This window comes from Priestia sp. FSL W8-0001 (assembly GCF_038050335.1).
Lineage (GTDB): Bacteria > Bacillota > Bacilli > Bacillales > Bacillaceae_H > Priestia > Priestia flexa.
This window is the reverse complement of sequence record NZ_JBBPAL010000001.1, coordinates 2192597-2206634: the sequence shown is the minus strand read 5'-3', so window position 1 is coordinate 2206634 and position 14038 is coordinate 2192597. Positions and strand designations below refer to the sequence as shown.

The 14038-nt window shown below is 38.0% G+C and carries 14 protein-coding genes and 4 pseudogenes; 15 read left to right on the top strand and 3 right to left on the bottom strand.

Features of this window, described 5'->3' with window-relative positions; genetic code table 11:
* The first annotated feature begins 132 nt into the window (after positions 1 to 132).
* The 3 genes from MKZ18_RS11775 (at position 133) to MKZ18_RS11765 (ending at position 3686) form a co-directional block, all read left to right on the top strand.
* Positions 133 to 1311, top strand: coding sequence for a Gfo/Idh/MocA family protein (locus tag MKZ18_RS11775; RefSeq protein WP_025907919.1), 1179 nt, complete (start codon positions 133 to 135; stop codon positions 1309 to 1311).
* On the top strand, positions 1308 to 2279 hold the full coding sequence (locus MKZ18_RS11770) for a sugar phosphate isomerase/epimerase family protein (protein ID WP_076512355.1): 972 nt from the start codon (positions 1308 to 1310) through the stop codon (positions 2277 to 2279). The genes MKZ18_RS11775 and MKZ18_RS11770 overlap by 4 nt, the downstream gene beginning before the upstream one ends.
* A gap of 129 nt (positions 2280 to 2408) precedes the next feature.
* Entirely contained in the window at positions 2409 to 3686 is a 1278-nt protein-coding gene (locus MKZ18_RS11765; protein ID WP_025907917.1) for an MFS transporter, read from the top strand.
* Positions 3687 to 4357: 671 nt separating this feature from the next.
* On the opposite strand, the pseudogene MKZ18_RS11760 reads toward MKZ18_RS11765, so the two are convergent.
* Both MKZ18_RS11760 and hxlA read right to left on the bottom strand, forming a co-directional pair.
* A pseudogene (locus MKZ18_RS11760) lies at positions 4358 to 4471 on the bottom strand (6-phospho-3-hexuloisomerase); the annotation flags it as partial.
* Positions 4472 to 4489: 18 nt separating this feature from the next.
* Positions 4490 to 5137 (bottom strand): 3-hexulose-6-phosphate synthase, encoded by a 648-nt coding sequence (hxlA, locus tag MKZ18_RS11755; protein WP_138116896.1) that lies wholly within the window; start codon positions 5135 to 5137, stop codon positions 4490 to 4492.
* 954 nt (positions 5138 to 6091) lie between these two features.
* Between hxlA and MKZ18_RS11750 the strand changes: the two genes are divergently transcribed.
* The 4 genes from MKZ18_RS11750 to MKZ18_RS11735 all read left to right on the top strand — a co-directional run bounded on the left by MKZ18_RS11750 (position 6092) and on the right by MKZ18_RS11735 (position 9006).
* Positions 6092 to 6223, top strand: coding sequence for a hypothetical protein (locus MKZ18_RS11750; RefSeq protein WP_260864964.1), 132 nt, complete (start codon positions 6092 to 6094; stop codon positions 6221 to 6223).
* 139 nt (positions 6224 to 6362) lie between these two features.
* Positions 6363 to 7529, top strand: a complete 1167-nt coding sequence (locus MKZ18_RS11745) for an iron-containing alcohol dehydrogenase (RefSeq protein ID WP_076513982.1) — start codon at positions 6363 to 6365, stop codon at positions 7527 to 7529.
* A gap of 74 nt (positions 7530 to 7603) precedes the next feature.
* A complete protein-coding gene (locus MKZ18_RS11740) occupies positions 7604 to 7864 on the top strand; it encodes a hypothetical protein (RefSeq protein ID WP_078989636.1) in 261 nt (86 codons plus the stop codon).
* A 251-nt stretch (positions 7865 to 8115) separates the two neighbouring features.
* Positions 8116 to 9006 (top strand): aldo/keto reductase, encoded by an 891-nt coding sequence (locus tag MKZ18_RS11735; RefSeq protein WP_076513978.1) that lies wholly within the window; start codon positions 8116 to 8118, stop codon positions 9004 to 9006.
* Positions 9007 to 9363: 357 nt separating this feature from the next.
* On the opposite strand, the pseudogene MKZ18_RS11730 reads toward MKZ18_RS11735, so the two are convergent.
* Positions 9364 to 9522 (bottom strand): annotated as a pseudogene (locus MKZ18_RS11730) (DUF418 domain-containing protein); the annotation flags it as partial.
* A 15-nt stretch (positions 9523 to 9537) separates the two neighbouring features.
* Between MKZ18_RS11730 and MKZ18_RS11725 the strand changes: the two are divergent.
* The 8 genes and pseudogenes from MKZ18_RS11725 (at position 9538) to bioF (ending at position 14027) form a co-directional block, all read left to right on the top strand.
* On the top strand, positions 9538 to 9783 hold the full coding sequence (locus MKZ18_RS11725; protein ID WP_078989639.1) for a VTT domain-containing protein: 246 nt from the start codon (positions 9538 to 9540) through the stop codon (positions 9781 to 9783).
* Complete coding sequence (locus MKZ18_RS11720; protein ID WP_220473454.1) at positions 9753 to 9944, top strand: hypothetical protein; 192 nt, start codon at positions 9753 to 9755, stop codon at positions 9942 to 9944. The genes MKZ18_RS11725 and MKZ18_RS11720 overlap by 31 nt, the downstream gene beginning before the upstream one ends.
* A 200-nt stretch (positions 9945 to 10144) precedes the next feature.
* A pseudogene (locus MKZ18_RS11715) lies at positions 10145 to 10303 on the top strand (alcohol dehydrogenase); the annotation flags it as partial.
* A gap of 224 nt (positions 10304 to 10527) precedes the next feature.
* Positions 10528 to 10863 (top strand): thioredoxin family protein, encoded by a 336-nt coding sequence (locus MKZ18_RS11710; protein WP_025909764.1) that lies wholly within the window; start codon positions 10528 to 10530, stop codon positions 10861 to 10863.
* A gap of 172 nt (positions 10864 to 11035) precedes the next feature.
* On the top strand, positions 11036 to 11266 hold the full coding sequence (locus MKZ18_RS11705) for a FeoA family protein (protein WP_061785472.1): 231 nt from the start codon (positions 11036 to 11038) through the stop codon (positions 11264 to 11266).
* Positions 11259 to 11423 (top strand): annotated as a pseudogene (locus MKZ18_RS11700) (FeoB small GTPase domain-containing protein); the annotation flags it as partial. The gene MKZ18_RS11705 and the pseudogene MKZ18_RS11700, both read left to right, overlap by 8 nt.
* A 173-nt stretch (positions 11424 to 11596) precedes the next feature.
* Positions 11597 to 12130 carry a hypothetical protein gene (locus MKZ18_RS11695; protein WP_174521185.1) on the top strand — a complete coding sequence of 178 codons (534 nt, stop codon included), beginning with the start codon at positions 11597 to 11599 and terminating at the stop codon, positions 12128 to 12130.
* Positions 12117 to 14027: an 8-amino-7-oxononanoate synthase gene (gene bioF, locus MKZ18_RS11690; protein WP_061785473.1), complete on the top strand. Its 1911-nt coding sequence runs from the start codon at positions 12117 to 12119 to the stop codon at positions 14025 to 14027. Before MKZ18_RS11695 ends, bioF begins: the two co-directional genes overlap by 14 nt.
* Positions 14028 to 14038: the final 11 nt, after the last annotated feature.

Here is a 14038-nt window from a genome sequence, read left to right as displayed (position 1 = left end):
GAGTTGTTGATTTGTGATTCGGATCAATAGAGACAAGTCAACAAACGGCTATAAAGGTTTTAATTCTCTTTTTAGCTACTACGGAAGTAACAGAAATCATGGAAAATACAGTTTATTAAGGTGGAGAAAGAAATGGAAAAAATAAAAGTTGGAGTTATTGGGACAGGGTTTATTGGGCCTACTCATATTGAGGCTATCAGAAGACTCGGTTTTGTAGAAGTAGTTGGATTAGCAGAACATGGTCAGGAAGTAGCAGAAAAAAAAGCGGTTGAACTTGGAATTCCGAAAGCTTATGGGGATTATCGTGACATGTTAAAAGACAGTGATATTCAAGTTGTTCATAACTGTACACCTAATCATCTTCACTTTCAAATTAATAAAGAAATTATTCAAGCAGGTAAACATGTGTTATCGGAAAAACCATTAGCTATGTCTAGTGAAGAGTCTGCCGAGCTATTGAAATTAGCTAAAGAGCACCAGGTCGTACATGGCGTAAACTTTAACTACCGCCAATTTCCGATTGTAAAACAATTAGAAACGATGATCAGAAACGGTGAGTTAGGGAAAGTCAACTTAGTACACGGAAGTTATTTACAAGACTGGTTATTGTTCGAAACAGACTTTAATTGGCGTTTAGCTCCCGAAGTCGGAGGGAAATCACGAGCGGTAGCAGATATCGGTTCTCATTGGTGTGATACAGTTCAATATGTAACAGGTAAAAAAATCGTCGAAGTTTTTGCTGATCTAGCAACTGTTATACCGGTAAGAAAAAAATCTACTTCTCAAGGATCTACTTTTGGGGGACAAAAAGGACAAGAAGAAGCATATGAAGATGTTCCGATTAACACAGAAGACTATGCATCTGTTCTTGTACGTTTTGAAGACGGGGTAAAAGGCTTATTTACTGTGTCTCAAGTAAGTGCAGGGCGAAAAAATAGGCTAAGCTTTGAAATCGCTTGCAGTCAAAATTCTGCTTTTTGGAATCAAGAAGAGCCAGAAAAGCTGTGGATTGGCTATCGAGATCAACCAAATCAAACTCTTCTTGCAGATCCTACTTTATTTAATCCTGAAGCAAAATCGTCCATTCATCATCCGGGGGGCCATAATGAAGGTTGGCCAGACGCATTAAAAAATGGATTGTTGAATTTCTATACCTTTATTCGAGAAGGTAAAAATCCTTTAAGTGATAAAGCCACTTTCGCGACATTTGAAGATGGACATATGTCCATGTGCATTACCGACGCCATTTTAGCAAGTCATGAACAACAAAAATGGATGAAAGTGAAGGTAAAGCAGGAGGTACGTGCATGAAATTAGGGGTGTTTACAGTTCTTTATCAAAATTTACCTTTTGAAGAGATGCTGGACAAACTATGTGAAATGGGTGTAGAGGCCGTTGAATTGGGCACAGGCAATTATCCAGGAAACAGTCATTGTAATCCCGATGAATTACTAGAGAACCCAGAGAAATTAAAAAGATTTCAAGTTGCCCTTACAAGTAGAGGACTTACAATAAGTAGTCTAAGTTGTCATGGCAATTTACTGCACCCAAATAAGATGGTTGCCAAAAAGGATCATGATGTGTGGAGAAAAACAGTTTTATTAGCTGAACGTTTAGAAGTGCCGGTGATTAATGGATTTTCTGGGTGCCCGGGTGACCACCCAGGTGCCAAAAATCCGAACTGGGTAACCTGTTCTTGGCCGCCGGAATATACGGAAATCCTAGATTGGCAGTGGAATGAAGTAGTCATTCCTTACTGGAAAGAGGAAGTGAAATTTGCAGAGTTACACGGTATCCATCAAATTGCGCTTGAAATGCACCCGGGGTTTGTTGTGTATAACCCTGAAACTCTCTTGAAATTAAGAGAGCATGCTGGGCCAAGTATTGGAGCTAATTTTGATCCAAGCCATTTGATTTGGCAAGGGATTAATCCAGTAGAAGCCATTAAAAAACTTGGTCGAGAAGAGGCTATTTTTCATTTTCATGCAAAAGATACGTATTTGGATCAGGCAAATATTAGTGTTAATGGAGTATTAGATACAAAACATTACAGTGATACTTTGAATCGTTCGTGGACATTTAGATCCGTAGGATATGGGCAAAACGAAAAAGTATGGAAAGATATGGTGAGTGCGCTTCGTGCGGTAGGATATGACTATGTGATATCCATTGAACATGAAGATATGCTAGCTTCGGTAGATGAAGGATTAAGTAAGGCCATCTCTTTATTAAAAGGCGCACAATTTAAAGAACAATTAACTGAAATGTGGTGGGCGTAACAGTATATTTCCTATGTAGTTAATGATAAATACCTGGTTGGGTATTTATCATTAACCATTGAAGAGAACCATCTAATGAGTAAATGTGACTATCAGCATTGTTAAATATATAATTTTGAGGTGATTAAAATGAATGCGATTTCAAAAAGAGAGCAAAACACCAAAGGTATTCCATCAGCTATGATTTGGGGCTATATCGCAACTCTAATTTTTATGGTAGGAGATGGTCTCGAACATGGTTGGCTTTCACCGTATCTTATTGAACAGGGCTTAACTGTTCAACAATCTTCTACTCTCTTTGCAGCATACGGAGCTATATTAGCAATCGCCTCCTACTTTTCGGGTGTCCTTACAGAAGCATGGGGACCAAGAAAGGTTATGATAGCAGGCTTGGTTATCTGGTTAATAGGTCAAATTCTTTTTATTGAATATGGTCTAAAAACGCATAATTATGCAGTTATGTTACCGACTTATGCTATTCGAGGATTTGGTTATCCTTTATTTTGCTATTCGTTTTTAGTTTGGATTACCTATCGCAGTCCTGACCGTATTTTAGCTACAGCAATAGGTCTATTTTGGGCAGCATGGAGTGGCGGTCTTTATGTTGTTGGAAGTTATTTTCCAGCTTATATGATTCCGAAAATCGGATATATCGGATTAATGTGGAGTGCGGTCGTATGGGTGTTAATCGGTGGGATAATTGGAGTTGTTGTTGTAAAAGGCCAAGTACATGAACGTGAGGGTAACGGAAAGGAAAAATTGAAAAGTTTACTCAGTGGACTAACTATTTGTATTGAAAAGCCAAAAATCGCAATAGGAGGAGTTGTTCGTATAATAAACTCGACCGGCGTAGGTGCTCTTCCAATCTTTTTCCCTCTATACTTGTCCTCTGAATATGGATACAGTACAGAAGAATGGTTACAAGTATGGGGAACTATGTGGGTGGCCAATATCTCTTTTAACTTAGTCATTCCCTATATCAGTGACAAATGGTTAGGTTGGCGAAAAACAATTATGTGGATTGGCAGTGTCGGTTGCGGTGTAATGACTCTGGTTATGCTTTATACTCCTCAAGTGTTCGGGCATAATTTTTGGGCATTAACTGTGGTAGGCATATTTTTTGGAATCGTTCTATGTGGTTATGTACCACTCTCTGCTCTAGTAAGTTCACTAGCACCTGAAAAGAAAGGCTCAGCTATGGCTATTGTAAGTTTTGGGGCTGGAATGTCTTACTTTATTGCACCTGCAATTGTAGGAACATTCATTGGTAGCATAGGTGTACACGGAGTCATGTGGATATTTGCTGGTTTGTATTTTGTTAGTGCTATTTTGATGGTATTTATGAAATTACCAGGTGAAGAAAAACAAAACAAGAGCAGTTATTCATCTGCGAAACAAGTCGGTTGAAAGTAAGGACAATCAATATGGCAGACAAGCTTTTATACTGTTTTAACGAAGTACTTAAGTGGTAGATATCATATAACAAACATAATAAAAAAGTCCTTGAAATTCAAATAATTTCATGGATTTTTTTATTTTCCTAATGGACAAGTTAACAGGTAAATTCTTTAGAGATGTTAGCAATGCATGAGGTATTTTATACTCCCAGTTAAAGAATCTCTGCCTAAAGTGTATGAATCGAATGAGATAATTGCAGAAATAAAGTATCCATCGTATTAAGGTTGTTCATATGCAAAATTAATAAATAACTCTTCTTTCTTAGCTCTTCTGCTCTAATTCTTAGTCAGCGATTTCCTCCACATTTAATGAAGCAATTACCTATTTGCTCTTGTAGAGTAAAGCCCTCTTTTTTGATGTGTTTCTTCTATGTACGGAAATGCCGGTATTATAAGCGATGTGAACGAGAAGTACTTAAAAGTAAAATTTAAAATAATTGTAGGGGTTTGCGATTTTATATGAATGGGGATGAGCCGCGGAAATTGAACGGAAGCAAGTCCATTTTGACATCATTGTTAATAATAAATAACAAAATGATGTTTTAAAGATTCACCAAAAGACCGCAAAGTTTCTTTAGAATGTCTGCGGTCTTTTGGTTATTACATTCTTAGGACTATGTCTTATTCAAGATTGGCATGTCTGCCATACATCTTATTGGTATCTAATCCCTTTTTCTCCATGAATCTCAAGATGACGGCATCATAAAAAAGTAAAAGAGTCTGCTCAAATAGTGAGTCGTCTGCATCTTAGGATTAACCTGCTGTAACCGTTTGTTCTTTGATCATTTGTTGCATTTTGGCAGCAGCAGCTTTTATATCAGCTTGTCCAGTAATCCCGCCACCTACAATGACAAGGTCTGGTTGTACTTTGATGACTTCTGGAAGTGTATTTAATTTAATACCACCTGCGATTGCAGTTTTAGCATTTTTTACAACGCCTTTGATGGTTTGTAAATCTTCAAAAGAGTTCTTTCCAACTGCTTGAAGATCATAACCAGTATGAACACAAATATAATCAACGCCCATAGCGTCTACTTCTTTTGCACGTCCAGCAAGGTCTTTTACAGCAATCATATCAACAAGGATTTTTTTACCTTGTTTCTTCGCTTCTTCAACAGCACCTTTGATTGACATATCTTCAGCAGCTCCAAGAATAGTGATGATATCTGCACCTGCTTCAGAAGCTTTCATCACTTCATATCCAGCAGCATCCATAATTTTCAAGTCTGCTAATACTTTTAAGTTAGGAAATGCTTCTTTTACTGCCTTTACAGCATGAAGACCTTCATTGATTACAACCGGCGTACCGATTTCAACGATATCAATATGTTCCTCTACTTGTTTTACCAGCTCAATTGCTTCTGGGATGTTGACTAAATCTAATGCTAATTGTAATTCCATCTATGTTCCACTCCTCATCATTTTTTTAATGTGTTGCCCAGTAGTAATAATGCCCATTGCTCACTTTCATTTCTCATGGCAACTGTAACCAATGCTCTTGTTAACAATGGTACAATGTTAGTATAGTATGTATATTAAAAATGTGAAAGTACGCACTTTATTTTTACATAGTGTTAAAAAGTATACTATGTTTATTCTATTTATAGAAGTGGAGGTGAAACAAATGTCACGTATGCAGGACAAAATGTTTATAGGTCGCTTATACTACCGAAAGCAAATCCTTCTAAATAATAAAGCTTAATATATGCTTATATTAGGTAGCCACAGTATATCCCCATTATAAACCAATTCGCAAAGGTTTGATAAATGCCTGTGCAAACGAAAAGAGCAAAGAGTCAGCAGTAAGCAAAAACATTACAACGAGTCGTGACCTCAAGGATATTCCTTTATTTATCATGAATCGATAAAACTATTTTTAAAATAATGACTCTAAGGAAATTTTGAAAGATCCTCGTAAATAACGAAGATCTTTTTATTTTCAATCCTCTAACTGAAAATCTCACAACACCATATAGTATATAAAAGTATACTAAGTGAATTTTTAAACATTATATAATAAAAAAGTGCGTACTTTTAATTATTTGTCGTAAATATTATACTAACATCAATGCTGCAACCAATTTTTTTTAAGCGACAATTGTTAAGATGAAAAGGCACATATACATTAGGCCTTTTAACAGGGGATTGAAGAATTCTCCTTTGTATTTTGAAAATAAGATCGGATTTAAGATAAATCTAATCTTTATAAACTGTAACAATATAAAATACAGTTGTTAGGTGGAAGTTATACAGCATTATTCAAGATAGATCATCTATTAATGTATGAGATGGATTTTAGTAAACAAGATGATTAAATATTAAAAGAATTCGCAAGGTGAAAAAGGGGGTGAAATCATGAACGTAATGGATGCAAAAATCATTAGTACCCAATATGGTTTGAAGACCTATTTAGACGTTGTAAAAAGTGTTGATGTAAGAGGTCTACATTATCCTACAGAGACAGAAACCTTTTTGAAATCACAGTAGGGATAGAGTATTTTCTATTAAAAGAAGAAAGATATTATGACAGGTGATGGGAAACACTTATGACGTACTCTATTTTTAAAAATGAATAAGAGAACCTTAAAGTTACTAATTTCACCACAGAAAAGGAGAATTTACACATATGAATCGATTTACTATTCCGAGAGATGTTTATTTTGGAGAAGGATCCCTAGAAGTTTTAAAAAACCTTGAAGGGAAAAAAGCGACGGTTGTTATTGGCGGTCAATCGATTAAAAAATCCGGTTATCTCGATAAAATCCAAACTTATTTACGAAATGCAGGCATTGAGACCCAACTAATCGAAGGTGTTGAAAACGATCCATCTATTACAACCGCTCAAAACGGAGGCAAGAAGATGGAAGAATTCCAGCCGGATTGGATCATTGCTGTCGGCGGCGGATCTCCGCTTGATGCGGCTAAACTGATGTGGATTTTTTATGAAAATCCCGAACTGCCGTTTGACCAAATCAAAGCTCCCAATGTACTGCCAACATTACGTAAAAAAGCTCGCTTTATTGCCATTTCAACTACTAGCGGAACAGGCAGTGATGTATCTCCATTCTCCGTTATTACGGACTATGATAAGGGCGTGAAGTATCCGGTTTTTGGATATGAAATCACGCCTGACATTGCAATCGTTGATCCTGAACTGACGTATTCCATGCCTGCTTCGATTGTAGCCTATACAGGGATGGATGCCTTGACGCATGGGATTGAGGCATATGTATCCACCCTGCACAACTCTTTTACTGATCCGCTGGCTATGCAGTCGATTAGGCAAGTGGTAGAAAATATTGAAAAATCCGCAGTAGGTGACAAACAGGCAAGGGCAGAAATGCATTATGCCCAGGCCATAGCCGGCATGGCCTTTTCCAATGGATTTTTAGGAATTGTCCACAGCTTAGCCCATAAGAGCGGAGCCATTTTTAAAATTCCGCATGGTACAGCAAATGCACTCTATTTGCCATATGTGATTGATTATAATCGAAAGGTGGAAAGCTCAAGATATGCAGATATTGCAAGGATGCTTGGTTTAACTGGAAATACGGATGACGAATTGATTGACTCGTTAACAGACCTCATCCGTCGTTTAAACAAATCTTTGAACCTGCCATTAACACTAAAGGAATTTGGTGTGGGAGAAGCAGAATTTGAAAAACACCTGAACCAGATGGCAGCAGGAGCTGTTGAGGATCCTTGTACACCATCCAATCCACGAGAAGTATCGGTGGAGGATATGAAAAAAATCTATATTGCGGCTTACAACGGAGATAAAATTAACTTCTAATGAAGATAATCAGAGCATGGTACGTAAATGAATATTTTTACTTCTGTTCTATGATTTTAAGGAGGTTAATGAACATGAGCAAAAAAATCGCTACACTTATAACAAACCTATTTGAAGATCTGGGGTACACTGAATCAGCACAAGCACCTGGTATTGTTGACACTCCTCTTTATGGCGGAATGTCAGAAGATCAAAGACAAGTTATGTACCATGGGATTGCTAAGCAACTACCTGTCGGACGTGTTGCTCCACCTCAAGGTATAGCTTACCTAGCGAAAAATAGGTTTACACCTGGCACATCCGTTCTTATCGATGGAGGAGCTCATCTGACCTAATCCCTTGATATCAAAGTCGATTGATAAATTGATTTAGAATAGAAGTGGTGAGGATGGCTCGAAGTGTCAGACGCTTATAGGTCATCCTCACTTTCTTTGATTTTTTTGCACAAACAGAAATGGCGATATCATGCAATAAAGAATAGATTTGTTGGTTACGGAAATTCTAAATATATGCGTACTTTATACGTAGAGACGTTAACAGTCTACTTCTATGATAACCAAATACATAAAAGAAAGGGTCGAGTCTAATGGATGAAAAGAAAAGAATGGAAATTAAAATTGCATTAGCTAAACACGTGGTAACACTACCTGACGGCTCTTCTTTACCTAGTTTAGGACAAGGAACATGGTACATGGGGGAAGATCCCCAAGTGAGAGACAAAGAAATAAAAGCCTTGCAGCTCGGCGTAGAATTGGGCATGACACTTATTGACACTGCTGAAATGTACGGAAATGGCGATTCTGAACGCTTAGTTGGCGAAGCCATTAAAGGACGCAGAAATGAAGTCTTTTTAGTCTCAAAAGTGTATCCCCATCATGCAGGTTTAGATATGATTTCAAAAGCATGTGAAAACAGCTTAAAACGACTCGGAACAGACCACTTGGACTTATATCTTCTTCACTGGAGAGGAAGTGTTCCCTTAGAGGAAACAATTGAAGGAATGGAAAAACTACGTGAAGAAGGGAAAATTTTAAGATGGGGCGTCTCTAATTTTGACACGGTTGATATGGAAGAGCTATGGAATACTCCGAATGGAAAAAATTGTGTGACGAACCAAGTGCTATACCATTTAGGTTCAAGAGGAATCGACTTCGATCTTTTATCATGGCAGCGTGAACATAACATGCCAATCATGGCCTACAGTCCCCTTGCTCAAGGAGGCTCTTTAAGAAGACAGCTTTTAAACGATCCAACTATTCATGATATTGCTGACAAATACAATGTCCAACCATTACAAATCGCTCTTGCTTGGACCATCCGTTCGAATAACGTCATCGCTATTCCAAAAGCGGTCCAAGATGAACATGTTTTAGCAAATGCTGAAGCAGCAACAATTGAGTTTACTGAAGAAGATCTCAGTAGAATTGATCAAGTATTTCCTAAACCTACTAGGAAAATGCCATTGGATATTATTTGAAAATTCACTTTGAAAAAGGACTCTTGTTGGAGTTGCTGATAATCTAATAGGAATTTCAAAAAAGAGTTTGGGACATAACAAAATGATGGCTTCTAAAAGACGAACACTAGCTGTTCCCATCTCTTTAGTTTGTCTCAACCCGTTCGTTCCATTGCGCTACGGTCACTCGCTTTCCGCGGGGAGGAACCTGAGCTTCCTCGCTGCGTTGCGGGATCTCAGTTTTCCCTCTCTTTCCCGCAGGAGTCGAGTGTCCTACGCTCCATTCCACCCTGTTTCCAACATTGTTTTCACAATCAAAATAACCTGAACGATTAAAAGTTATGAACTCTCAATCGTTCAGGTATAGTAGAGGCTGAACTACTTATGTCTCAGTCTCTTTTTTAACTGAAGTAAATAATTACTCATCGATAGGCGTCCCGCATTTACGAAGGGTTTTAATAGTTTTAGCCCAACTGTCGTTTGTGCAAATAGTACAATCACCATCATGTAAAATAATGCGATGAGTGCACCACTTTGTGCCTCCTGTAAAGTATTGGTCGTCCACTACTAATTTGGCTTGGTGAATGGTTTGGTTTTTCACTGAAATGGAGTAATAAGGCAGAACACTGGATTCGAAAATACGGATCCCCGGCCATTATCGTCAGCTATTTTATTCCTGGCATGCGCCATGTTACGGGGTACTTTTGTGGAATTTCGCATATGTCTCTAAAATCGTACATGCTATATGCTGGGGTGAGTGCTTTACTTTGGAGTCTACTATTTTTAACAATCGGATGACGATTATCATCGCCCATCGGTTATCCACGATTACAAGTGCAAACCAAATTCTTGTCTTTGAAGAAGGACGCCTGTCAGGTCAAGGCACACACGAAGCATTACAAAAAACACATCCGTATTATCAACAGCTTTGGCGTAATGGTCATTTGACTGAAGACTAAAGGATGCAAAAAGGTTTCTAGAAAGTTACTTACGTGTTCTCTTTAGAAAAACGAAGACATTAAAATAACTAATGAAATGGAAGTGGGATAGAATAAAATTCCACTTCCTAAAATAATTTTGCATATCAATCAGCCTTTAAATAACAACAAAACTAACTATATTTGATTTATTAGCTAAATAGCACCAACCATCTCTTACCGTAGGAATGGGTGGCTTAGGTCATATGGCTGTTAAAATCGCAAGCGCTATGAGAGCAGAAGTTACCGTACTGTCACAAACCTTAAACAAACAAGAAGACGGTTTAAACTTTGGTGCGAAAGATTATTACGCTACAAACGATCCTCAAACGTACGATGAATTCTGATTTTTATAGGTAATACCTAATTTCTAAAATACTTTTTTAGCCATTTCATCCTTTGATTTCGTGATTAGTAATTCTAATTAACATTAGGGGAGTTTAATTTTGAGAAGAAAACATCATGTTGATAATAAAATAAATTAAGTTGACACTGTATTAGTGTTTTGACTACTATACGTATGTTCACTTTATTGTTAAGTCAGAGAAAACAGGAGAGCAGTGAGATGAAGCAGGTAACGGAATTAACCACTATTGAAATGGTAGACGAGTTTATCACTAGCAATGAACTAAGCTTTTTGTACGTATTTACACCAGAATGTAGTACGTGTCATGCGATATTTCCAAAGCTAAGAGAGGTATTGGAACACTATCCGCAAATTAATTTAGGTCGTGTTGACGCGACACAGGTGGAAGCAGTAGCAGAACGCTTTTTGATTTTAGCAGCCCCAATTTTACTTTTGATGATTAATGGAAAAGAGTATGTGCGAGCTGATCGATTTGTTCGTTTTGAATTATTGGATGAAAAGCTAAGTAGAATTTACAAGATGTACAAGCGGTAATAGTGGATAATGATAAAATCATTTAAAGCAGCCAATAAGTAGGCTGTTTTTTATTTTATAAAAAAGACAATACATTTGACAATTTTCGAATAGGGTCATAGTATAGCACTGAATTTGCGTTAGGGAAAAATATTAGACAAGGGGAAATATATATGTGTGAATCTAAAAAAATTTGTTGAGCCAAGGGTTAAAAGGAGACGTGATAAAAATTACTTCTTTGTTATTAGAAGGAACGATGAGGAGAAGGCTGTTGGATTTAGGTTTTGTACCAGGTGCCTTCGTAGAAGTGGTCAAAAAAAGTCCGCTTGGAGATCCGATTGCGTTTCGCGTTAGTCAAACCACCATTGCGCTTAGAAGAGAAGAAAGTAGATTAATTGAGGGGGATTTAGTTCATCATGGGTAGCTTATATCGTATTGCTTTAGCAGGAAACTCAAACACCGGAAAAAGCACGCTATTTAACGCATTGACAGGATTAAGACAGCATACGGGGAACTGGACCGGGAAAACCGTTTCAATGGCAGAGGGAACTTTTACACATAAAGATAAGTCGTACTGTATTTCAAACGGCTAAGCTAATGGGCTGGGTGTAAAGAAAATAACTATTTAAAGAAACGCAGGTGCTATGTCACCTGTTTTTCTTTAAATTATATGTTAACCTATTTTTATTTTTAGTTTACATAAATGGTGGATTGTTATAAACTATTTTCATAATCTTGGAAAGGAGATGAGGCATTGAAGACGAGTAAAACAAAAGAAATGACGCTGATGGCGATGCTTGCCGTATTAATTGCGGTGAGCGGAATGTTTAAAATTCCGTCACCTTTCGTTGGAACAGAGTTTCAGCTTTCGGCTCCCATTGCTATCGTCATTGCAGCTACGTTTGGGTTTAAACGTTATTTTTGTGCAGGCATTGTAGCAAGTATTATTAGTCTACTATTAGGAACCCATACGCTTATTCATGTTTTAGTTGCCATGATCTTTCGGTTAGTAGCTGGAGGAATCATTGGCTTATTTGGTACGGCTTTAGTCGTTGTTATGGTAGCTGGACCTTTAGGGACAATCGCTGCACGCTACGTATTAGCGGCAATTATGGACGTTGATGTGACGGTTTTGCTGCTTGCTGCTTTGCCAGGGATGGTTTTTACAGCCATTTCATCAGGTATTATGTATCCCATTATAAAAAGAAATATGAAATCAACAATCTTTCAAGAGTTTGTTGTGGATGATGAGAAGAAAGGAGAACCCAGAAAATATGAATCTATTTAGCTTAAAAATGAGAGCTTCCAATAGCAATACCGGTCATCTTTCCGGAGCGGAGAAGATTGTGAATAAACATGAATTACATACGTATACCAATGCTTTACTACATAGAGCTCTCCATCATTCCAAAGGAGCAGCAGATGAAATTACGATGAAAGTCGAGCCCGTACAGCTTAGCGATATTCAACGTTTAGAAGCGTTACCTGTTAAAACTGTAGAAGTGGCTAATCATTATGAAGGAATAAAAGAAGTAAAAAAGCTGCTTTTACAATTAGGTTTACAACAGGCTGAAGAAATCATTGAGATGCTGAGCTCGTGTTCTTCTATGCGCGGCGCAATCTTACTAGACGTTGATACAATGAAACGTCTAGAGCCAGATCAAGAACGAGGGATTCGAGCAACGTATATGGATGCGAACCGCAGTCACTTTCAAGAAGACCTCACAAAGAAAAATCATTTCCAAGAAGCGCTTGTATTAGCGACAAAAGTAGCCCATGCGCCAAATGTTATTGGTGAAATTTGTATCTCGGATGATCCTGATTACGTAACTGGCTACGTCGCCTCTAAAGAGTTCGGTTATGTTCGAATTACAAAGCTAAAACAAAAAGGAAGTCACTTGGGCGGGCGCATCTTTTTATATCGTCATTCTGAGAGCGGCGTGAACGAAACGATTGCGTATTTAGAAAAGCAAAAAATAGTTGTAGATTTAGGCCTATCAAAAAGATTAAACGAAGCAAAACAGCAAGACAAATGGAGAAAGATAAAAAGCGACTTAGCCTCTTTACAAGAAAATCATCTTTATCGATCATTCAACGAAATTCAAACAGCTCAAGAGGCGCATGTGAAAATGCACGACAGAGAGTACGTGATGCTTGCGTCAAACAGCTACTTAAATTTATGTAATCATCCAGGCGTAAAGAGTTATGCGCTTCAAATGGGAGAAGCATATGGTATTGGCTCAGGAGGTTCGAGGTTAACAACGGGTACGACAACTCTTCATCGGTTATTGGAAGAAATGATTGCCGAGTTTAAAGAGACGGAAGCAGCTCTTGTGTTTAACACGGGATACATGGCCAACGTTGGTGTTATTTCATCGCTTCTTTCTGAAGGAGACGTGATTTTTAGCGATGAGCTAAACCACGCAAGCATTATTGACGGATGCCGGCTCAGTAAAGCGAAAACCGTTGTGTATAAGCATAATGACATGAACGATTTAGAAGAAAAAATTTTAGCTCACTCTTGTGAAAATGGCTTAATTGTGAGCGATGCTGTTTTCAGTATGGATGGAGATGTTGTGAACCTTCCTGAGCTGATGCGCTTAGCGAATCAGTATGGCTTGTTTTCAATGATAGATGAAGCACATTCAACAGGCGTCCTTGGAGAACGTGGTCGAGGAGTTTGTAAGTATTTTCAGCTGACACAAAAGCCTGACATTATTATGGGAACGCTGAGTAAAGCGCTCGGTGGAGAAGGTGGGTTTGTGTGTGGAGATAAGCTGCTTATTGAATACTTGAAAAACAAAGCGCGCAGTTTTATCTTTTCCACTTCGCTATCTCCCGTAACCAGTGCGTCGGCTATAGAAGCACTGAGGTTAATCATGAATGATGATACACAAGTTACAAAGCTTCAAGAGAATATTGCTTACTTTAATGAATGCTTGCAGGCTCATGGAATCTCTGCACGTTCAAATTCAGCTATTTTTCCAATCGTTGTTGGAAGTGAACAAGCAGCACTGGATGCATCAGCAAAGCTTTTTGATCATGGCTATTTTATTTCAGCCATTCGCTATCCAACCGTTGCCAAAGGGAGCGCACGTCTTCGAGTGTCACTGATGGCTGATCATTCAAAGAAAGAGCTGTCAGAAGCAGCTAAATTAATAAAAAAATACATCGGTAATGTATAGGAGGTAGAAAC